General features: G+C 56.3%; 15 protein-coding genes. 7 read left to right on the top strand and 8 right to left on the bottom strand.

What is annotated here, in order from left to right; all coding sequences use genetic code 11:
- The first annotated feature begins 569 nt into the window (after window positions 1-569).
- On the top strand, window positions 570-2,687 hold the full coding sequence (gene fusA / locus Mal52_RS19725) for an elongation factor G (protein WP_145378227.1): 2,118 nt from the start codon (window positions 570-572) through the stop codon (window positions 2,685-2,687).
- 46 nt (window positions 2,688-2,733) lie between these two features.
- Here fusA and Mal52_RS19720 read toward each other — a convergent pair whose 3' ends face one another.
- Both Mal52_RS19720 and Mal52_RS19715 read right to left on the bottom strand, forming a co-directional pair.
- The gene (locus tag Mal52_RS19720; RefSeq protein WP_145378226.1) at window positions 2,734-3,468 is read right to left on the bottom strand and encodes a Uma2 family endonuclease; all 735 of its coding nucleotides are present in this window, start codon (window positions 3,466-3,468) and stop codon (window positions 2,734-2,736) included.
- A 182-nt stretch (window positions 3,469-3,650) separates the two neighbouring features.
- Window positions 3,651-4,586, bottom strand: coding sequence for a dihydrodipicolinate synthase family protein (locus tag Mal52_RS19715; protein ID WP_145378224.1), 936 nt, complete (start codon window positions 4,584-4,586; stop codon window positions 3,651-3,653).
- A gap of 171 nt (window positions 4,587-4,757) precedes the next feature.
- Between Mal52_RS19715 and Mal52_RS19710 the strand changes: the two genes are divergently transcribed.
- From Mal52_RS19710 to Mal52_RS19690, 5 genes are all read left to right on the top strand, one after another.
- Window positions 4,758-5,264: a CinA family protein gene (locus Mal52_RS19710; RefSeq protein WP_145378222.1), complete on the top strand. Its 507-nt coding sequence runs from the start codon at window positions 4,758-4,760 to the stop codon at window positions 5,262-5,264.
- Between the two features lie 175 nt (window positions 5,265-5,439).
- The gene (locus tag Mal52_RS19705) at window positions 5,440-6,627 is read left to right on the top strand and encodes a prenyltransferase/squalene oxidase repeat-containing protein (RefSeq protein WP_197534342.1); all 1,188 of its coding nucleotides are present in this window, start codon (window positions 5,440-5,442) and stop codon (window positions 6,625-6,627) included.
- 230 nt (window positions 6,628-6,857) lie between these two features.
- Window positions 6,858-8,714, top strand: a complete 1,857-nt coding sequence (locus Mal52_RS19700; protein ID WP_145378218.1) for a hypothetical protein — start codon at window positions 6,858-6,860, stop codon at window positions 8,712-8,714.
- 255 nt (window positions 8,715-8,969) lie between these two features.
- Complete coding sequence (locus tag Mal52_RS19695; RefSeq protein ID WP_145378216.1) at window positions 8,970-11,237, top strand: transglutaminase family protein; 2,268 nt, start codon at window positions 8,970-8,972, stop codon at window positions 11,235-11,237.
- A gap of 245 nt (window positions 11,238-11,482) precedes the next feature.
- Complete coding sequence (locus Mal52_RS19690) at window positions 11,483-12,256, top strand: SDR family NAD(P)-dependent oxidoreductase (RefSeq protein WP_145378215.1); 774 nt, start codon at window positions 11,483-11,485, stop codon at window positions 12,254-12,256.
- A gap of 57 nt (window positions 12,257-12,313) precedes the next feature.
- Here the strand turns inward: Mal52_RS19690 and Mal52_RS19685 are convergent, their stop codons facing one another.
- From Mal52_RS19685 to Mal52_RS19660, 6 genes are all read right to left on the bottom strand, one after another.
- The gene (locus Mal52_RS19685; RefSeq protein ID WP_145378212.1) at window positions 12,314-13,768 is read right to left on the bottom strand and encodes a neutral/alkaline non-lysosomal ceramidase N-terminal domain-containing protein; all 1,455 of its coding nucleotides are present in this window, start codon (window positions 13,766-13,768) and stop codon (window positions 12,314-12,316) included.
- 155 nt (window positions 13,769-13,923) lie between these two features.
- Entirely contained in the window at window positions 13,924-17,676 is a 3,753-nt protein-coding gene (locus tag Mal52_RS19680) for a HEAT repeat domain-containing protein (RefSeq protein ID WP_145378210.1), read from the bottom strand.
- Window positions 17,677-17,932: 256 nt separating this feature from the next.
- Entirely contained in the window at window positions 17,933-19,048 is a 1,116-nt protein-coding gene (gene rsgA, locus Mal52_RS19675) for a ribosome small subunit-dependent GTPase A (protein ID WP_145378208.1), read from the bottom strand.
- A 273-nt stretch (window positions 19,049-19,321) separates the two neighbouring features.
- Complete coding sequence (locus Mal52_RS19670; RefSeq protein WP_145378206.1) at window positions 19,322-19,816, bottom strand: FHA domain-containing protein; 495 nt, start codon at window positions 19,814-19,816, stop codon at window positions 19,322-19,324.
- A gap of 441 nt (window positions 19,817-20,257) precedes the next feature.
- Window positions 20,258-20,890: a hypothetical protein gene (locus Mal52_RS19665; protein WP_145378204.1), complete on the bottom strand. Its 633-nt coding sequence runs from the start codon at window positions 20,888-20,890 to the stop codon at window positions 20,258-20,260.
- A 72-nt stretch (window positions 20,891-20,962) separates the two neighbouring features.
- Entirely contained in the window at window positions 20,963-21,769 is an 807-nt protein-coding gene (locus Mal52_RS19660; protein ID WP_145378202.1) for a hypothetical protein, read from the bottom strand.
- 673 nt (window positions 21,770-22,442) lie between these two features.
- Between Mal52_RS19660 and Mal52_RS19655 the strand changes: the two genes are divergently transcribed.
- The gene (locus tag Mal52_RS19655) at window positions 22,443-22,676 is read left to right on the top strand and encodes a BON domain-containing protein (protein WP_145378200.1); all 234 of its coding nucleotides are present in this window, start codon (window positions 22,443-22,445) and stop codon (window positions 22,674-22,676) included.
- Window positions 22,677-22,748: the final 72 nt, after the last annotated feature.

The following is a 22,748-nucleotide window of genomic DNA, read 5'->3' as shown; positions in this document are numbered from 1 at the left end:
CAAAGGCCAAAAACGACCACCGAGCTGCGGTGAGAACCTTTTTGGTTGTGGAATTCGCGGAATTTGACCGATTTGCGGGAAAGTTTCTCTTCCCTACGATCGGCATCGCAGATAGAATTCGTCAGTTCCTTCCTCCTTGGCGCGGAGATTGCCGGATGACGTTTGTGATCGGCATGAACGTCGGCGACGACCTTCCCTTCCGCGTGAAGAGCACGTAGTGATCCGCACCCCGACCTCGGCACGTGGCAATTGCCTTTAGGCATTTTAAGCCGTCGCGGGACAGAACTTAATGGGCACAAGCGTGTCTATAAGATGGTTGAGCGGCGCCAGTCTGGCCGGTCAACGTATGATTTGCGGATCAATTGACGCGGCTAAATCCCGGCACAGCGAAAAAGGTTCATCGGAGATTCATCCTCAGTCCTTAGGATTGAGGAGATAATAACCAGTTTTTTTGGGCAGCATGCGGTGGGTTCGTTACGTATCGAGTCCGCTATTCTCCAGCGTCGGAGAACGCCCGTTTCACTTAAACCGCGACGTACATTCCTTTGAGAATGCGTTGAGAACGTTCCATGAAAAACTTAGAAAAACTTCGCAACATCGGCATTTCGGCCCATATTGACTCCGGTAAGACGACGCTCACCGAGCGGATGTTGTTTTATTGCGGCCGTATCCACCGCATGAATGAAGTCAAAGGTGGCGGTGACGGCGCGACCATGGACCACATGGAACTGGAAAAAGAACGGGGGATTACGATCACCTCCGCCGCGACACGCGTGGAGTGGAACGGGAATCCAATCAACGTCATCGATACGCCGGGACACGTGGACTTCACGGTCGAAGTCGAGCGTTCGTTGCGCGTGCTTGACGGGGCCATACTCGTGCTGTGCGCTGTGGGTGGCGTTCAAAGCCAGTCGCTCACCGTGGACCGCCAAATGAAACGGTATCACACCCCGCGGATTGCGTTCATTAACAAAATGGACCGCACCGGTGCCGATCCGTTCAGCGTGATTCAGCAAATCGAAGAGAAGTTGGGATGCACCCCGCTGCCTTTGCAAATTCCGATCGGCAAAGAGCAGGACCTCGAAGGCATCGTTGATCTCGTCAATATGAAGGCGATTTATTTCGACGGCACGGACGGCGAGATTGTTCGCTACGAAGAGATCCCGGAGAAAGTCGCCGACTTGGCAAACGAATATCGCGAACACATGCTGGAGACTTTGTCGCTGTTCAGCGATGAGTTGATGGAAACGTTGCTCGAAGAGGGCGACGTGGATGTCGCCACCATTAAAGCGTTGATCCGCGAAGTGACCCTCCGTCAAGATCTGACGCCGGTCATGATGGGGACCGCATTTAAGAACAAAGGTGTTCAGCCGTTGCTCGACGCTGTTTATGATTATCTTCCCAGCCCGTTGGATCGCGAAATCACGGCGATGGATGTTTCCAACGTCAAGGAAGGCGAAGAGGGTGAGTCGGTCATCTTGGAATCGGATTCCGAAAAACCGCTGGTAGCGATGGCCTTCAAAACGGTTGTCGAAACGTTCGGTCAATTGACCTACATGCGAATCTACCAAGGTTCGTTGGTCAAAGGGCAAACCTACCGCAACACCCGGACCGGGAACAACGTGAGATTTGGCCGGATTGTCCGGATGCACGCTGACGATCGCGAAGATGTCGATTTGGCCGAAGCCGGCGATATTGTCGCGGTGATCGGTGTCGATTGTGCGTCGGGTGATACGTTCTGCGGCGACGGTGTCGACTATGCGTTGGAAAACATTTTCGTGCCCGAACCGGTCATTCGACTTTCCGTAGAACCGATCAAGCGGGACGGTGCGGACAAACTGGCGAAGGCGTTGCAGCGGTTCCGCCGCGAAGATCCCACGTTCCGCGTGGAAACGGACCAAGAATCGGCCCAAACGATCATCGCAGGGATGGGCCAGTTGCACTTGGAGGTTTACCTCGAACGTATTCGCCGCGAATACAAAGTGGAATGCCTTGTGGGTGAGCCGCGGGTGGCCTATCGAGAAAGTCCGACAAGGCCGGTTGAGTTCAATCACAAGCATAAAAAGCAAACGGGTGGTTCCGGACAATTTGCACACATCGTGGGCAAACTGGTTCCATTGCCGGAAGATGCCCCGGAGCCGTACGAGTTTATTGATGAAGTGACCGGTGGCCGTATTCCCAAGGAATATATCCCGGCCGTCAACCAAGGTTTTCAACGTGCATTGGTCAAAGGACCGCTGTGCGAATGCGAAGTGGTGGGCGTACAGATGGTGCTGCAAGATGGTAGCTACCACGATGTCGACTCATCGGACATGGCGTTTAATATTGCGGCGTTCAACTGCATGCGAGATGCTCTGAAGAATTCCAAAATGGCATTGTTAGAGCCGATCATGAAGTTAGACGTCGAAATCCCCACGGAGTACCAAGGACCCGTTGTCGGACATCTGTCCGGCCTGCGGGGAATTATGACCTCCAGCGAAGACCGTTCGGGAAGCTGCTTCATTTTGGCCGAGGTTCCGTTGGCTAGCATGTTTGATTATGCCAACGAACTGCGGAGCATGACGCAAGGCAAAGGCTCGTTTAGCATGGAGTTTTCACACTACAAGCAAACGCCGAAGTCGGTGCAAGAAGAAGTGGTGGAACGTCGTCGTGCGGAGAAGGAAGAAAAATTGGCGATGGCCCGCTAACGCGGATGCATGTCGCTTGAAGATACGCAGCAAGGACGGCCGAATGTTATCGGTCGTCCTTGCTGTTTTCTTTGGTCCGCAACTCCGCGAGCCGCTGGCAAAACGCCGCATGCTCAGCGGAGTCCAGTCCCGGATTGAGCGTCTCGATCGCCGCCGCTAAATCGCCACGCAGCAGTGCAGCGGTGTCCAACCACAGGCCGGGAAAGAGTTCACTCTGAATCACACCCGCTTCGGTCACCGGTAAACGTTCGTAGCGTCCTTCGCGAAGCACGAACCAGTCAAAGGCATCGTCCAGAACCCGCCAGACCAGATACTCCTGCACCCCGTTGCGGCGGTAGGCGTTGAGTTTGTCGTGCAAGTCATAACTCGCCGTGCTCGCCGCAATTTCCACCACCAACTCCGGCGGCCCGGTCAGGTAGCCTTCCGCGTCGATCGACGACGCGCCGCCACATGCGGAATCGATGCGCAATAGGATATCGGGCTGCGGCTCGTTGTCCGCATCGAGTCTCAAAGTGCTGGCATCGCCGACATCTGTTCCCTGTGTGGCCATAAAATAAGAGGACAACCACCCTGATAAGAGCGCATGTGGTTGCCCATGTTGTTGATGACGAATCGCAGCTTGCACGTAGACCACCCCTTCTACTAACTCCGCCCGTACGTTGCGCGCGGCAGCGTAGCGGCGTTCAAATTCGGGGCGCGTCAGGCGATCACCGGAAGCAAGCGGCGGAATCGTATCCGAGAGGGGGCCGTTTTTTGCGGAATTGTCGGCAGCTGAGGCCATGGCGAATCCGACTTAGTCGAGGAGGGAAACAGTCGTACTCTCCATTCTACGACTCGCATTGGAGACCAACAAGACGACTCAACTCGCCAAGACATAATCTCCCATGCCCTCCGACAGCCTAAGGTCAAAAGCCTTCGGTCTACTTGCCCTCAAGCCTGTCCCCCCAAGCCTCAAGCCTCCATTCACCGCGACAGACCCACGCTTTGGGCTTCGTTTTTGACTTCCGCTTCGGCGGCGAGAATCGGTTGCATCAGTGCATCGATTTCGCTGCGGTCTTGCGCGGTGAGTTGTCGTTGTGGTGCGCGGGCGGGGCCGAAGTCGGGGCCGATGAGGCTCATGGCGTACTTCAGCATGCTCACGTTGTAACTGTCGCCGCTACGGGCACGGAAATCTTCGATGGGCTGAATGATCGACTGCAGTCGCATGCCTTCATCCCATTGTTGAGCGGCAAAGGCTGCGTGGCAGGCCAGACTCAAATGGGGACACAAGTTACCCGCCCCGGTGGTAAAACCTGGAGAGCCGGCCAACATGTAGTACGGCGCGAATCGTTCCGCCGAACCGCAAATCCACTCCGTGCGTCCACCGTCGGCTTGGATCACTTTGCGGAATTCGTGCATCGCATTCGTGGCATGCTTGATGCCGACGACGTGTTCGTTGTCGGATAACTCCAACAGCAGGGCGTCACTGGGGATGGCCGCTTTTTTGTAGATCAACGTCGGGCATTGCGTGGCTTGGATCACCTGCAAATAATAATCGCGGGCACCCTCGTCGCTGAGATAGGGATGCACGAAGGGCATGAACATGATCCCTGTCGCTCCGACTTCCAGCGCGCGGCGGCCGACTTCAATGGAGTGCTGTAGTTGCAATCCCACCGGCGCAAAGATCAGTGCATCCGGCCCGGTATTCTCGCGGGTGATTTGCACGAGTTTGACGACTTCATCCAACGAGAGACTTTGAAATTCGCTGGTGCCGGCTGCCGGCAAATAGAGACGCACACCGGCGTCGTACATATTGCGGGAATGTTGCGCTTGCAGGGTTTCGTTGATTTGATCAGATTGATCAAATGCCGTCAGCGGCACCAAATGCACGCCGCGCAAGTCAGCCGGGTCAATTGCCATGATGATGAGACTCCTTGTAATAAAATGCCGCCGCTGGTTCGAGACGAGCGCTGCAGTTGTTTGTATGTCGCTCCGGCGGCGCGGTCAAGTGTTGGACGACGACAGTCGTATGGATGACCTGTTATCATGCGAAAAGCTGAAAATCCCAGGGCCGTTTGAATTGAGGATCGTATGCAATCGCTGGACGAAATCACACAAGCATTAGCCCGCACTTTGGCCGACCGGCAGTTGCGGGTGGTCTTTGCTGAGAGTTGTACCGCGGGATTGGCAGCGGCAACGTTGGCGTCCGTCCCGGGGATATCGGCGTATTTGTGCGGCTCAGCGGTGACCTATCGTGAACAAACCAAGCAGGACTGGTTGAGAGTATCAGCTGAGGACTTGGCCCGGTTTACAGCGGTCAGCGAACCGGTAGCGCGGCAAATGGCGGCCGGTGTGTTGGAAAACACCGTGGAGGCCGACGTTTCGGCCGCCATTACCGGGCACTTGGGGCCCGATGCACCGGCGGAACTCGATGGCGTGGTCTATGTCGCCGTGGCGCAGCGGCAAGCACAGACGGTTCGGGTCACCAGCGTCGAGCGGGTTGTCTTAGCGACTTCGACGCGCAGCGAGCGACAGCGCGAGGCGACAGGGGTGCTGTTAAACTGCCTAAAATCCAGTGTCGAAATGGATTTTGTTTAGTTGGCTTGCTGGATTGCAACGTGTCGAAAGTGTACCATTCTGATTAGACGCTCACTGGACTACATAGGCATGGATGCTCCCACCCACTGACCCACCCCGTGTGAAACGACCGCAGCGTCGATTTCCGCCTGCCACGTTGAAAAATTCTGTGCACAGCCATCCCGTCGGGATTTGCGTGGAATTGTCCATTGGCGGTGCGAATTCTACCAGCGGAAGTGCCAAAGCTTTCGGAGCATCGACGATGATATCGAGCCGCTTTATTGCCTTTGCCGGACCAGTGGTTGTTGTGCTGATGTCAGCATCGACGACCCTTGCTCAGACCGATTATCAGTACCAATACGATGATATTCTGGTTCCCGCGGCCTCGGCAGACGAACCGGTTGCAGCGGCGTTTTCGACGGACAAAGCGGCGACCTATTTGCAGCAAAGCGCAGCGGCCTGGATCGGAACACGCAAGTGCATCGCCTGCCACACAACGGGGGTGCACTTGGTCACGCGGCCTGCACTCTCCGCGTCGTTGGGAAAACCGGATGACAACTTGCGACAATTCGCGCTGGAGCAAATCATCGACCTGAAGATGATGCGGCGTGAAACATTGCTTAAAGGCGTGAACCCTGTCAAAGTGGTCTACGCTGCCGGGGGCTTGGCGGAATGGGATGCACACATCACGGGGCAGTTGTCGCCGGAGACCATTGATGCCTTTTCGTTTTTGTTTGAAATTCAACTCGAAAACGGCACCTGGGCAAATACCGATTGCTGGCCGCCGTATGAATCGGACACCTACCACGTTGCCACAGCCGCTGCCATGGCACTGGCGACGGCACCTGGGTATTTAAAAAATCCTCCGGACGAACAAGCGAAAACGGGAATCAGCAAGCTCAAGAAGTTTCTGCGCAGCGAAACACCGCCGCACGATTACGGCAAGGCGTTACTGTTGTGGGCCTCCACACGGATGCCGGACCTGATCGATGCCACGCAAAAACAAGAGCTGATCGAAATGTTACTGTCGCATCAACGCGAGGATGGTGGCTGGTCGATTCGCACGTTCGCCGCTCCGGAGAGTTGGGGCAAAGGCAACCGCGCCGAGAAACTCCGCAGCGAACCGGAATTCGCCAATCCTCCCAGCGACGGACATCAAACCGGCCTGGCAATCATCGTACTCCGTGAAGCAGGCCTTGCAGCGGATGATCCGCGGATTCAAAAGGGCATCGCTTGGCTATTGGCCAACCAGCGAGAATCGGGCCGCTGGTGGACCCGTTCGCTGAACACCGACAAATGGCATTTCATCACGTTCAGCGGAACGGCCTATCCGTTGTTGGCGCTGCAAATGTGCGACGCGCTGCCGAAGGTGGCGGCGAAGTAGCGGCTTCGCTGACGGTTGTATGGCGGTATTGATTCGCCGTTCGCATTCTTGGCGGTTGCTGTGAAGGTTTGTCACACTTGGCTTGCCCCTCACCCCGGCCCTCTCCCAGAGGGAGAGGGAGAAAATATCCATTCATGGGTGTGCGGCCTGATGTATTGGCACAACGACCGCAACCCTCGTACAATGACCACAAACCGTTAGCATCGACCACTAGCCACACGAGCGCCACGATGAACCACTCACGCCTCATCAGAAAATACATCACCTTATTCGCCACAGTGATCACCATCACGGCGACGGCCACTGCGGCGTTCCCCTCGGACTCCATTCCCGAGCCGATAACGATTGATCGCAAAGGGGGCAAGCCAACGATTCCCGAGGTGCCGCGGGATGAGGCGATTTGTTTTGCGCTGTATACGGTGCAGGACAACATCCTCAAATTGTCCGCGCAGCTTTATCCGCTCCGTGACGGCGAATCGCGCGAGGTGACGCTGCAGATTCACGATGGCACGAATTGGAAAACGATTGCTCGCTCCAACGTCGACGAGACCGGTTGGTTGGCGACGTTTCGCATCGAAGATTGGGATCATTCCCGCGATCACCAGTATCGCGTCACGCATCCCGGCGGGGCGAAATTTGCAGGCCGCATTCGTAAGGATCCCCGCGACAAAGACGAAATTGTGGTTGCCGCCTTCACCGGCAATTCCAACAGCGATCGTGGCATGCGGGAAGACATTGTGCGGAACGTCAAAGCGCAGGATCCGGACCTGTTGTTTTTCTCCGGCGATCAAAGTTATGACCACCGCGCACACACGGCGGCGTGGTTGTTGTTCGGCCGCCAGTTTGGCGAGATCATCAAGGACCGGCCGACGATTACGATCCCCGACGACCACGACGTGGGGCAGGGGAACCTGTGGGGCGAAGCAGGTAAGGTGTCGAAACTCCGCGGCGGAGCGGATGGTGGATATATCATGTCGCCAGAGTATGTGAACATGGTGCAGCGGGCCCAAACCAGCCATCTGCCCGACCCGTATGATGCGACGCCGATCGGGCAGGGGATTACGGTCTATTACACATCGCTGAACGTGGGGGGCATCGATTTTGCCATCATCGAAGATCGCAAATGGAAGACCGGACCGGCGGGGTTGATTCCGCAACAAGGCCCGCGTCCCGACCACATCAATAATCCCAGCTACGACCGCGCCTCAGTCGATGTTCCTGAAGCACGGTTGTTGGGCGACCGGCAGTTGAAGTTTTTGCGGGAGTGGGGCCAGTCGTGGGGTAGTGCGGAGATGAAGGCGGTACTGTCGCAAACCATATTTGCCGGCGGCGCGCACATTCATGGTAGTCACAATGGTCGGTTGCTGGCCGATCTCGATTCCAACGGCTGGCCGCAAGCAGGACGCGCGCGAGCGTTGGAGGAAATGCGACGAAGTTTTGCGTTTCATATCGCTGGTGATCAGCACTTGGCGACGGTGATCCATCACGGGATCAATTCCTGGGAAGATGCGGGCGTGTCGTTTTGCGTCCCCTCGATTGTCAATTTTTATGGACGTTGGTGGTGGCCGCTGGAAAAACCGGAAAATCACCCGGCCGACAATCCGCTCCCTTTCACCGGGCGGTACTACGACGGGTTGGGAAACAAGCTCACGATGCAGGCCTATGCCAATCCCAAGATGGAAAACCACAACGCCGCCGGTTACGGCATCGTGCGATTTCAAAAACCTGCTCGGAACATCGTGATGGAATGTTGGCCGCGGCATGTGGATGTGACCGAACCAGGCACCAAGCAACATCCCGGTTGGCCGATCACGATCACTCAACAAGACAACTATCACCGCCAGCCGCTCGCGTATCTCCCGACGCTGAACATCAGCGGCCAAGAGAACCCGGTGGTGCAGGTCGTTGACGAAGCATTGGACGAAGTCGTCTACACGCTCCGCATCCATGGCACAAAATTTCGCCCGGGAGTCTTCAAGGAAGGCGTGTATACGATTCGCGTCGGTGAAGGAGACCAGCGGCAGGAATTGACGGGCGTCAAGTCGGTGGCCGCAGACGATACGAGCACGCTCGAAATCGAGTTTTAACGCGGTACGAGCAGGTAGGTCATGCTGTGCATGACGAATCGCGAAAGAACTTTGCTTACCCATTTGTCGAATGTATGTGCAGCATGTTGATTCGTGGTGATAACGAATTGTCCTACATCGAAAGGTGCGTCGCGATACATACAACGACTCAAAACAGAGAGCGCGATTGCGGAGATCTTGGCTGCCAGCTACGATGAAACCACGGTCGAGTTCCGAATTCACGGACGCACCCTCCCCCGGTTTGAGGAGTTGTTGATGGGAATGCGAAAGCGCGTTGCATGTTGTTGCTGTTGGTTTCTCTTAGCCTCGTTGCTCACGGAGCCGTTGTTCTCGGCGGAGGAGATCGAGACCGCAAAACCAACAGCCGCAGATTCAAAGATCCGCCTTCCCAGCGAATCGCCGCTGACGGTTCAACAGCTAGCAAAAATTGCCGATAAAGCGGTCGTTGAAATCACCGTCACGGGACGGCGGGGAGACCGCGTGGGTTTGGGGACGGGATTTGTGATTGAGCCGGACGGCTTGATTGCAACGAATCTGCACGTCATCGCCGAAGCGCGGCCGATCACCGTCAAGACCTCCCAAGGGGACTCTTACCCTGCAGAGGTTGTGCACGCGTCGGACCGCAAACTCGATTTGGCGTTGATCAAAATCAAAGCCGAGAATTTACCCGCGCTGCCGCTGGGGGATTCCGACAGTGTGGAAAACGGCCAGCCAGTGATCGCGTTGGGCAATCCCTATGGACTGAACAACAGTGTGGTCAGCGGCGTGATCTCCGGGACGCGTGAAATCGATGGCCGCAACATGCTGCAATTGGCGATTCCGATCGAGACCGGTAATAGCGGTGGTCCGTTGCTCGACATGCGGGGGCGGGTGTTGGGCTTATTGACGATGAAGGCGCAATACACGGCCAACCTGGGATTTGCCATGCCGGTCAATGCGCTCAAAAAATTGATTGAAACCCCCAACCCGGTGCCGATCGAGCGGTGGCTGACGATCGGGGCGCTCGATCCTCAAGAATGGACGCCGCACTTGGGAGCCACGTGGCGGCAACGTTCCGGGCGGATGACCGTGGAAGGAACCGGCAGCGGATTCGGCGGCCGGTCGTTTGTGTTGAGTACCGCCGAGGTTCCCGAGTTGCCGTTTGAGGTCGCCGTGACCTTGCGATTGGACGACGAAAGCGGCGCGGCTGGGTTAGTGTTTCACTCCGATGGCAACGATCGGCATTATGGATTTTATCCCAGCGGCGCGCGGATGCGGTTAACGCGTTTCGACGGGCCCGATGTGCTCTCCTGGACGATTCTCAAACACCAATATACGCCCAAATATCGCGCCGGTGATTGGAACACCATTAAAGTGCGCATCGAAGAGAAACGCATCTTGTGTTATGTGAATGACGAATTGGTGTTCGAATCCGAAGACCGCGGGCTGACGTCCGGCCAAGTCGGGTTGGCGAAGTTTCGTGACACAGAGGCAGAATTCAAAAACTTTCAGGTCGCCAAATCGATCCCTAAAACAAGCATCGACCCGGCGGTTGCGTCCCGTATTGAGGGAGTGGTTGGTGAAATTGCCACCACGGGCCCCCCTTCAAAACCGTTGGTGGAGACATTGCTGCCCGATAGCCCCGCCAGTTTGACGGTCCTTCGCAGGCGCGCTGTGAAACTGGAAAAACAGGCGGCCCAACTGCGAAAGCTGGCGGACGAAATCCACCAGCATGCGACTGTGGCTGAACTGGTGAAAACCTTAACGGCTGATGAAGAACAGATTGATCTGTTACAAGCGGCGCTGTTGGTGGCAAAGCTCGACAACGACGAACTTGATCCGGCGCTCTATCAAAAGGAAATCAACCGCATGGCGCGCGGGATTCAAAAAGATCTCCCCGACGATGCGTCGGAGTCCGACAAATTGGCCGCATTGAATAGCGCCATGTTCGCCGACCTTGGCTATCACGGCAGCCGCACCAACTATTATCACAAATCCAACAGCTACTTGAATGAGGTGATCGACGATCGCGAAGGGTTGCCGATATCGCTCTCGGTGCTCTACATGGAATTGGCACGTCGTATCGGTCTGAACGTTGTCGGGGTGGGGCTGCCTGGGCATTTCATCGTGCGGCACGAACCCCAGGAAGGGGACTCACAACTGATTGATCCCTTTGACGGCGGCGAATTTCTCAGCCGAGAATCGGCAGCGATGATGCTCCAAGCCAACCGCGGGATCCCGCTCACCGACGAGCATTTGAAGACAGCCACCAAACGGGACATCGTGATTCGCATGTTGTCGAATCTGCTCGGTTTAGCGCAAGAGGAGCAAGATCCCGAAGGGATGCTACGGTATGTCACTGCCATCGTAGAAGTCGACAACCAAGCGGCTCAGTCACGCTGGATTCGCGCGGTCCTCCGCTTCCAAACCGAACGCCGCGAAGCAGCCGCCGAGGATGCCGACTGGCTGTTGGAACACCGTCCCGATGGGATCAACCTGCAGCGCGTCGAGGAGTTGCGGGGCATTCTTGACCGACCGCGTTGACTCATGTCGATCAACGGTTCACGAAGCCACAGATAGAATACTGATCAATCACAGATCTGCGCCGATGACTTCGTGAATCCTCAGGCGACCGCTTGCGATCGTGCACGGCGAAGTGTTACGCAGAAATGTACTTTCATGACATTTGTCACGAACTCGCTTTTCATTTGTCTATAGCTTGTGCAAGAATCAAAACATGAAAACCTGGCTTGCACCAAGATCAAAACACTAGAGTGGGATACAAAAACATGTTACCTGGAGTGAAGCAATTTGATATGACCGGCCGCGTGGCGATCGTCACCGGTGGGTCGAAGGGGTTGGGGACGGCGATGGCGGCGGGGTTGGCTTCTTGCGGAGCGGATCTGCTGCTGACGAGTCGTCATGCCGACGAGGCGGAAGCAGCTGCGGCGGAGATTGCTGAGAATTTCGGGCACCGCGCCGTCGGGATTGCCAGCGACGTCACCGATCCAGTTGCGGTCGAAGCGATGGTGCTCCGCGCGTTAGAAGAATTCGGCAAGATCGACATTCTCATCAACAACGCCGGCATCAACATTCGCGGGCCGATTGACGAGTTGACCTACGAAGAATTCAAGCAGGTGCAGGATATCAATGTCAACGGCGTCTGGCTTTGCTCGCAAGCGGTCACGCCGTATATGAAACAACAAAACTACGGGCGGATCATCAACCTGTCGAGCACGCTGGGCTTGGTCGGCTTGGCGAATCGGACCCCCTATGCAACCAGTAAGGGAGCGGTGGCGCAAATGACGCGAGCGCTCGGTCTGGAATTGGCGCCGCACGGCATCAACGTGAACGCGATTTGCCCCGGCCCGTTTTTAACGCCAATGAACGTGCCGATTGCCGAGACCAAAGAAGCTAAAGAATCGATCGTCGGTGCAACCGCGTGCCAGCGTTGGGGCGAGCTGCAGGAAATCCAAGGAGCCGCCATCTTCCTCGCCAGCGATGCCGCCAGTTACATGGTGGGGAGTATGCTGGTCGTGGATGGGGGATGGACGGCGAAGTAGGCGGTAGGCGGTAGGCGGTAGGCGGTAGGATTGCCGAATCTCCTCGAGCCTCACGCCTCAAGCCTCAAGGCCCGTCCACTTTGTGATTTGATTGGCGATGGCTTGGATGAGGGTTTCTAAAGCACCCGGGGCGAGTAGGGCGATTTCTGTTTGGTAGAGGGCTTTGCCATAGTCCTCTTGCCGGGGGATGTAGCTGGCTCGGGCGCCGTTGGCGAGGACGGTGATGATCAGTGGGGTGTGGGGGAAGCTTTGGCGGAGCTCTTGCTGTAGGAGGTTGTAGGGCTCCCCTTCAATAGCGATCCAAATCGCGTCGCCCAGTTTTACCATTTCGACCGTATAGGGATAGTGCTCGCCCGGCGGCAAGGGGGCGATGCGTTCTAGGAGTCGCCGCTTTCGTTCGGCCAAGACGCGTAATTCGTGCGCGGTGGTGTCGTCGCCGGTTTTGCGGGTCTGCGACTCCTGGGCGATGAGCGCCTTCAGCTCGGCTTCGACGGTTGCTGCGGTTGGTAATCCGTCGAGATAATCGAGCGGGACTTGCCAGCGGTGATGCTGGAAGCACCCGGTCTCGGCGGCGCGGTTGGTGGAGTGTGGTCGGTATTCCCAGGCTCCGAGCGTGGCTCCGGAGAGAACGGGGCCGATGTAGTGAAAATCTTCGGCAGCAGCTGGCAACGACTGTAGCACAGATAGAGCGGCATAACCGACCTGGCGACCATTGCGATCGGCGACAGCGGGATCGCCGACAAAGCCATCCCGCGGTCCGACATCGCCGCAGGGGGAGAGCAAAAACAAGCAGGGGGCAGCGGTGGCTTGTTCGACGGTTTCGCGGAGCGCTCCGATGTAGTCGGGGCTAATCAACGTGTTTTCCCAGGCCAACGTCGTCGGATGACAGGCATAGTTGACGATTGTGGCGAGCGTGCCCCCCTGCTCATCGGTCGCACGGGCGACCACTAAAGTTTGATCGCACTGGCCTTGTGGGTTGAAGCCGCAGACATAGCGATCCTGCTGCTCATCCCAGAAATCGCGTTGCCGCGCCATATCGCAGGTCGTAGCGCCGTATGTCAGGATCGCGGTTTGTGATGTCTCGCGTGCTGCGTGATAGGCGGCGGCGATTTTTTCGGGTAAGGATTCCAGGTAGGGGACTATCAATTCACCGCCGGGCAGTTCAACGCGGTCCTTGCACAAATTGCCTCCGGAGTGCGTGTGTGAAAATGTGATCATCAGTTGCGATTCATCTTCGCCGGTGAGTTGGCACACGGCAGCGGTCAGCTCCGCCAATTCGGGAGGTCGAAGGATGCAATGATCTAAAGCGACCATGACGGTATGCTCGTTGGTGGAACCGGATTCGTACGGTTCGATGATCAGCACCGTCGCTAACAAGGGGCGATGCACACCGGTGGCACGATCGTGCTTAGCGGCCCCCCAAAATCGATGGTAGATCCCCACTGGCGGCGTGATGTCGCTGCAGCCAATTCCCAAACGGCAACGGCTGGTGGGTGTGATGTGCGCAGGCATCGGGATGGTCCGTGTCAGGTCCGATCGGCCAGCAAAGGGTACCACTAGCGGATTGACCGTTAGTGTAGATGCGGGACGCGGTTTTAGACGGTATGAACATCTCACGGCGTGCGCACTGGCGGACGAGCCCGCCAGTGGCACCCGCGGTGATCGTCTTATTTTTCTGTCGCGACAGCAGCGGGCGTCGTTTCCAGAAAGGCGAACAGGTCGGCGATTTCGGCCAAGGTCAACACGTCGAGCAGTCCTTCGGGCATGCCCGAGGTGTTCGACGGAATCATCTCATCGATGTCCGACTTTTTGACCGTCGTTTTTGTGCCGTCGGTCGACAAAACGACGTAGGCATCGCCTTGTTCGACAGCCAAGCCGGTGTGCGTCAGTCCTTCGTTGGTGATGATCGACACACTTTGGTATTGGTCGGAGATCACAGCCGAGGGATAGAACAGCGATTCGACAATCTGCTTGCGCTGGAAGCGTTTGCGGACAGCCGACAGGTCGGGGCCGAGTCCTTCGCCCCGTTGGCCGAAGCGGTGGCATTTGATGCATTGCGCTTTTTCAAAAATTGCTTCGCCTTTCACAGCGTCGCCTTTGCCACCGCTGGAACGATCGGTGACAAATTTGAGGATCTGATCGAATTCCCATTTCGACTTCTTCGCCGTTTGGGGAAGTTCGGCCGCCGGCAGGTCGGGATACTCTTCGATAAACCACGACTGGAACGGGCCCATATCGGAATCCTCCGCGACCTCTTGGTCGGTCCATTTATTAAGCAGGCGGACGACTTCCTTGCGGCTGTTTTTATCAACTTTCAAACCGGCGATGATAGCCGTGCGAATGTCTTGCGGCTTCTCTGGTTTGGCGTCGATCTTCAGCAAGCCGCGGATCACTGCTTGCAGCGTCCCTTTGTCGCCGAATTGCAAGGTCGCCACCAACGGTGCAAAGTTTGCTTGGTCGGCTTGACGGGCCAATGCACGGGCGACTCCTTCGCGGCGGTCCGGTTGTTGTTCGAATAACTTGCGAAGATAATCCTTCGTTTCCGGCGCTTTACTGCGCCCCAAGGCATCAACGATGGCCGACGCGATTTGGGCTCGCGCATCGGCTGCAATTTCCGCTTCGGCGAGTTGTTGATCCAGTTTGATCAAATCGTTGCTGAAGGTAGTCGCCTGTTCGGCGGAGAGTGCTTCGAGCATCAACCGCGTGGGCATGGGGAACTCGGCTGCGTGTGCCAGCAAATTCACTCGGGTCGGGTCTTTTTGAGTCGCGAGATAATCACGCGTCATATTTTCCAGATAGCCACGGAAGCTCGCGCCCCCTTCTAGGCCAGCTAGACGGTCGAGGGCTTCGAACAGAACGGCCTGTTGGTCCCATTTCCAACCTTGGGGAATGAAACGCAGGCAATAAACGGCATGGATTTGATCGGTGGTATCTGTCGAGTTTTGTAGATAGGTAATCAGTTTGTCGATCGCCCGTGACTCTTGCAGATACGCCAGCACGCGCGCCAATTCGCGGTTCAAACCGTTGTCGGTCGAAGGGAACAGTTGCAGTGCTGCATGGGACAGGTTGGAACGCGAGGCTTCTGTCGTCCCTTCATTTTGCAGTGCCAATTCAGCGACGCGCAACACATCCAGCGCGTCGGCGTCGGGCAAGTCCGATCGTAGCAGCGCGACTGAGCGTTTGAGAATCGCTTCGTTTTGTTCCGCTGTGGGAGAATTGATGACCAACGCCAACATGCCGGCGGCGGCAATGCGTGGATCGTCGGCGGTCAGTACCGCATCGGCCCATTGCTCAGCCGGGAGACGTTGTAGTAACTCACGAGCGGCGTATCGTACAAAGCGATCTTGCTCAGCCAGCATGGGCAACACGACGTCCACTGGAGCGGTCTTGTTGGCACGAATCAATGCTTCGCAAGCACGGCGGCGTACAACGGGATCGGAATCGCCCAACGCTTGGATGATCGTTTTTTCGGCTTCGTCGTCGATGTGAATGGCCAGCAAGGTGAGCGCGAGTGCCCGCATTTGCGGTTTGTCGTCGTTGGCCAATGCAGTCAGCAGTCGTCGCGGCGGGCCGTCGGAGAATTGTTGCAGGATGCCCACCGCACGGCGACGATCCGCGACGGTGCGATTGGGATCGGCGGCAACTTTGGTCAGGTTCGACCGCCAGTTTGATCCCGACTCTTCTTCGAGTTTTTTGACTTGGGCGCGGGTCCAAGCGGCCGAGGGTTGGGGGAGTGCCAAGGCGCGTTCTACAGGAGAATTCGATTTGGGCTGACGCGCGGTTCCCGGATTTTCGGGAGTCACGCGATAAATCCCGCCTTCGGTGCCCCGTCCGCCGAGACAGAAGTACAAATCGCCATCAGGACCGGGAACGATGTCGGAGACGTTCAGCGGATTTCCGGTCACGAATTCTTCGACTTCACCCTTGTAGGTCGAGCCATCTTGTTTGTGGTGGATCGCTAGGATCTTGCCTTGCGACCAGTCGGCGACGAAGAATGCGTCGCGGTATTTTTCGGGGAACGTGTCGTTGTGATAGAAGCAAACGCCCGTAGGGGATCCGCGGCCGATGTCGACGGTCGAGGGGAGGCTGTCGAAGTAATAGTCGGGCCATTTCGAAGCACCGCTCCGCCAGCCGAATTCGCCGCCGGGAACAACGTGGTTGATGCGGACCGGGCGGTACCAAGGGAGACCCACGTCCCATTCCATATCGCTATCGAAAGTAAATAGCTCACCCTCTTCATTGAAGGCCATGTCGAATTCATTACGAAATCCACCGGCGACCAAATTCCAATCGGTTCCATCTTGGTTGAGCCGATAGACCAGACCGGCCGGCGCCTTCTTGCCTCGCGCGTGGCCTCGTGCGTCTTCGTATTTCGGGAGCAAGTCCCCTTCGTAATAATCGCGGTGGGGACTATCGGGATTGACGTCGCCTTTGATATTGGCGTGATTGCCCATCACATTGTAAAGAAATCCATCCGGACCGAGCAGAATGGCGTGCGGACCGTGGTCGGCGATTCTTGCGTCATAGATTTGGACGGTTTCGGTTTTGGTGTATTTTCCGTCAGCGTCGGGATCGGACAGGCGATACAAAGCAACACCCTCGGGGCCTTCACCGGCACACAACAATGTGTCATCGAAAGCAAAAACGCCTTGGCAGTTTTTGATGTCGTCGCTGACGACCTGCGTCTTGTCCATTTCGCCGTCGCCATTGGAATCGATCATCATCAACAGCGGTCCGCGTTCCTGGCTGGCAATGATGCGGCCGTTTCCATCGAAGCACATGTTGATCAGCGTTCCGGTCACATCCGGTCCGGCGACCTTTTCAATCTTGAATCCTTCAGCCGCTAGAAAACGATCTTTGAGTTTCGAGGCCCAAGTGACTGTCTTCCACGGTTCGGCGTCGGGGTAGGCTCCCAGGACGTGGACCGGTTTCCAGTTGGAGGCGTTGTAGTTCAGAGCCGTCCAAGCCGTGTTGGATTGCGGTTCGTCGGTGGATTTCCAAGTTCCGTTGGAAACGAAGATGACGTCGCCGCCGCCCCCCTGTTCGACGAGCACCCGCACCAACAATCCGGCGGAGCCTTCTGAGGCATTGGTGGCCTTCACGGCAATCACATTTTTGCCGCGTTGGACGCGTTTAGTGATGTTGAACTGTTTGACGTATTTCCAATTGTCACCACTGCCAACAAGGTCGCCGTTGACGTACAACTCGTAGGAGTTATCAGCGGTGATGTCGATCGTGACGTCTGTCGGCGAGGAGAGTTTGATTTCCTGGCGAAAGTATGCGGTCTTGGCGCTGGTCAAGTCACCGGCGGTCCAAATCCATTCGGGGGCACCTTGTTCAGCGGCGGAGCACGATTCCGCAATCAATGCCGCTGCGCCACAGACGGCGAGCGACAATACCAGACGTAGGATCAACTTCATGATGGACAGTATCCTCAAAATTCAGGTGGGCCAATAGCGCGGGATTTTTACGGCGCGGCAACGAGCAAGCCGCGCGCTGTGGCTCATTATAAGCGACTGAGGCAGAGGGGATAAAGCGACCCGACTCGGGAAACTCAAAATTCAAAAACCGATGCGTGTCCCCGTGGGCAACAGGAGCATTACGCCGGGAGCGTTCGGTTTTCGAAGGATGCCGAGAGCGCGGTTTCTACGGTTTCTAACAGCAGACCGTGCACGCTCACACCAAATCCCCGGCGGTGATGCGTTGGTAACTTTCGAATCGACACTCGGATATCAATCCCCGCGCCACGGCCTGTTTGATTCCGCAGTCCGTTTCGTGCGTGTGTGTGCAATCGGGATAACGGCAGTTACGGACGAACGGGTGGAATTCTACAAAGTAGCCTTCGACCTCTTCGGGAAACGTATCCCACAACCCGAATTGACGAACGCCCGGCGTATCGACCACCCAGCCCCCAAAATTCAACTCCAGCAGATTTGCCGAGGTCGTGGTGTGTTTTCCCTTGCGACTGTCGCCGCTGACTTCGCCCGTGCGCAGTTTGAGACCGGGTTGCAGTGCATTGAGCAACGACGATTTCCCCACGCCGCTCTGCCCGGTGAGAACCGTTTCGCGATCGCGTAAGAGTTCACGCAAGCGGGGGATACCGTAGCCCGAAACCGTGGAGGTCGTCACGACTTTATAGCCGAGTTGGCTGTACAGACCGATGATCGGTTGCAGGGCGGCAAGATTCGACAAGTCGGCTTTGTTGATGCAAATCAGCGGCGCAATGTCTCCCACGGCCGCGCTCACCAGATACCGGTCCAATAGACTCGGTTTGAGCGGGGGATCGGCGGAGGAAGCGACGATTAAGACTTGATCAACGTTCGCAACGAGAACATGTTCCTGTCCGCGGACTTCGCGCGACAGTGTACTCGTGCGCGGTTCGACCCGTTCGATCACGCCTTGTTCATTAACGGTGGGCTGAAACATGACTTGATCACCGGCAACCACGGCGGTCCGTTGGTCGCTGGCAATCGCACGCACCACGTTGCGGACAACGCATTCATAGCGCTCGCCGCCATCGGCTTGCACAATGAAACCAGAACGATGCACGCTCAGCACCCGTCCGGGGCGGCATTGGCTCATGTCGACATCGATCGTCAGGCCACTATTTTCGTCGCCTTCAACACCGATGATCGTCCGGTGTCGCGTCAAATCCCCTTTGCCGGAAACCCGTTCGCCATGTGCAAGGTTCGAATCCTCTAAGTCCTCGTGCGTAAAATCATTCTGACGCCGCGGTTTTTTCTGGCGGTTCTTACGCAGAGCGACTCGAATTTTCTGTTTACGTTTACCCAAGTGAGCAGAGGTCCTATTGGCTGGGGATGTTTACAGTAGGCGATGATTCAATCGGCAGCGAACAACGACGACTCCCTCTCCCTCTGGGAGAGGGCCGGGGTGAGGGTTTTCGCACAACCGTTGTCGTGCAATACCGTCAGTCCGTTGGGACTATCTATCGTCCTACATCGAAAGGTGCGTCACGACGCACCCGACGGGGTAAAAAAACGCAGGCGAATCGGGGGATTGGCCTGCGGAGAGCTGTTGCAAGTTGTGGCGCGGATCACTGTGTGCTTAATCTTCTTCAACGTCCGACAGCCAATCCAGGGCGATTGACTCATCGCTGTCCGAAGCAGCCATGGCGACTTCTTTGATCGGCTTCGCCGAGGGCGGCAATGGGGCGCGTTTCGGTTTGCGGCGGACGAGGCCGGCTTTTTCCATTAGGCTTTGTCCGAAGACTTCCGGGGATTCCGCACCCTCGACTTCCGGCGGGGCATCGCCCACGGCTGTGTAGAAAATCTCGAACTTGTGTTTCGCGAAGCCGATTTGATCACCGGGAAAAGCCCATCGGCGCGTGACACGTTCGCCGTTCACCTTCGTCCCGTTGCGACTATCCAGATCAGTGACTAACCAATGGCCTTCGATCAACTCCAATTCGCAATGATACGAAGAGACGTTGGGGAACCGCAGAACGATGTCGCAGTTGGGGCGACGACCAACCTGCAGCTTGTCCTTCAGTAGCGGAATGGGGTCCCCACCGCCGATTGGGACGAGCTCTCCTAATAACATGATTATTGAATCCTTCAGCCTTGAGGGTTCATTTTTTGCAATCGCTAGCTGCGGTGGAACACACGGACGACTTGGTCAGACAACGCCAATCGTGATATCCGTTCACTCTAAGTCTAACCGGGCGAATAGGCTCGGTCAATTAAAACTTTAAATCTCACGGCGCAACTCTTGTGAAAAGCCCCGTTTGCGGAGTTTCCGTGGTTCGCAGCTGTCGCGTGTTTTAGGCAGTTTTGGTGCGGTATTCCTGCGGTTTGACGCACTTAGGCTACTGCGCAGCAGCGCTGGCAAGGCCGTGCGGGTATTCTGCTTACCTTCCCGGGAGAAAATGCCAGACGCCCCTGTTATGGCCACAATGGCTGATGCATCATGCGCTGCATGATGCGCTTCGGGCCAGTTGACTACAGTTAGCTACGGCGACAAGGGGCAAGCGCAAGGGCGAAATTAGCTCGCGGCATCTGCCCGCGTTTTGCCCTGAGGGAGGAAGGCGGAGATGATGATCACTGCAACAATCATCAAGTGTCCGAGCGTTTCCAAAGTTTCTTCCACATTGTTTCGCCAGTGCGAGTGATTGGGAAGAAATTTCCAAACGGCGCGATCGACGGTGATAGTGAAGAAATAGGTGATGAACGCGCCCACGAACAACGACACCAACAGTCGTTGGTTGACGTAGGGCTTCATCGAATCAAAATTCGCTGAGGCGTACCACATGACTAGTGGAATGGCGATGTAGATTCCTGTGCTGGTGCCCCAAAAATGAAACTCACGGCACAACAGGCAGACGCTCAGAATCGTCAGCCAGCGATAGAAAAATCCGCGGCGCACAATCCACATAGTCGCGGCCAAACCGACAGCCGCCATCAATATGGCTGGTGCATACGTCTCTTGATATGGCTTGAGCGTATATTCCCAAAGGGGGCTTTGAGATTGTGTGCCGATCCAGGCGCACAGTGCGGCCGGGAGTAGCAAGACCCAGAATGAAAACTTGCTCGCGACTTGTTGAACGTGGGTAACGTGATCCTCCCAGAGTTGTCCAGAGGTGGACGCGGGAGGATTTTGACTGATCATCGATTCCACAGAGACCCTCGTTTTGTCAACGAACTCGAAGTTGTAACGATTCCGGTTTCACTGCGATGCGGACTGAACTGCTCATTCCGGTTCGAGTCGTTTGACGTTTTCAACGCGGTAGGTTGGTTTGCCTTGATGGTTCACGTTTTCGATATCCACGCGCCCATCAATCAACACGACGTCGTCGGGAATCAGCCCCAATTTATAGAGACCTTCGTCGTTGGAGAGTGTGAACGTCCCGCCGTATTTGTCGTCTCTGTCGGTGGGATCGGGATTGTAAGTGATTTGCCATTCGCGGCGCTGGGCATCGAAATCAACCGTGCCCCGCAACCACTCATAGGTATCTTCAACGCCGTCGCCATTGAAGTCGTCAGTATCTCTGTCATACAAGTACGGGTTCGGGCGCGAACTGACTGCTTTGGGGCGGTTGTCGTCAAGATTACCGAGCGACGAGGCAGGCTGAACTGTGATCGGCTCGACAAATTCGTCCTCTTCGAAATCAAGCTCAGACGTTCGACTACTGCTCAATTGGAAATCGTTTGACTGATCATTCGCGCCTAATGACTCTGCGGGGACGTTGTAGTTGGGGTCGATGTCCGTATCCACTGGCGGATCACCGTAATCCGGTGCTAGATTTTCGCCGCTGGTGCTGGGAGAATTCGTGACGGGCGGCTGGTAAGGGGGCGCATTGCTGCCACCGTTTGCCGGAACGCCACCGGAGGGAACTGCCGGTTGCACGGAGTTGGGAACCATCATTTGTGGCGTCGAATAAACTTGGCTTTGCGGATATCCCATAGTCGGGCCGCAGGAATTGCAGCGGGGACCACAGGAATGACAGCCGGAGAAAACGCACAGCGTCAATCCAAGTAAAGTTAGTCTCGAAAACATGGACGGGGGGTCCTTTCTTCCGAACGAAAACCGGATGAGGTCTCGCCCCAACTGGGGAATGTGTCTGGTTTGTTTCAAGCCGCTCGGCGGTAGATCAGTGAGCCGCTCGGAAAGTCGGCCCGCTACCGAATCAAGCGTGTATTGAAACCTGTGGAAGCGAGTTCATCGTGGGGACGGTGTTTTTCGGCGGCTGGGGAAGCCACCGCTGTATTCGAATGGAATTGTGAAATGGTGGGTGAGCGAAGCTCGTTTGCCCCGCATTGTCTGTATGCGCGAGGCGCTACCTAGGTGCGGAGCACCCGTGTTGCGGCGGAATTCTATCGATTCCGGTTTTTCTGTCCAGTCCGGTTTTACCGTTGGCGGACATCTTAGAACCAAGTTCGCGCCACGAGGTGGTGTTGGCGGTTATCTTCAAACGCGATCACCGTCTCTAACAAGCGCATGCGACGCATTTAACGGATTTTCCGTCCCCTTCTCAAAACTTGATGGGCTGCGTCTGCGAATCTCTTCGGGGGATCGTTGGAATTGTCGATGCTAAGAAAAACAGGTCACTTTCCAAGAAATCACCCAACCGGCCGTCACTCCCTTTGACGGTTTCGTCGTTCAAGACTGCGCGCCGCTGTCGGGCACGACGATTCACGGCACAAATTTCGCAACCCAGAAATTCCGCACTATGCCGACACACGAGATCCACGCCGCTCACAAACTGCACGACGAAATCCATTTTCAGATCCAGCGTGATCTCTCGGCTTTTGGACGCAATGTCTCCTTTGAGGTCAACGACTCCGACGTCGTGCTCAGCGGCGTAGTCGGATCGTATTACCAAAAGCAGATGGCGCAAGAATCGCTCCGCCGCATCGAAGGCTTGAGCCGGATCGACAACCGCATTCAAGTCGTCGTCCGCTAAACTTCACCGTCCCGCGAATTCAAATGAAGTTCGCGTGAGCTACCGGTGCGGAAATAGCCGTGCAGGGCACCG

The organism is Symmachiella dynata (genome assembly GCF_007747995.1).
Lineage (GTDB): Bacteria > Planctomycetota > Planctomycetia > Planctomycetales > Planctomycetaceae > Symmachiella > Symmachiella dynata.
This window is presented reverse-complemented; position numbering and strand designations above follow the sequence as displayed.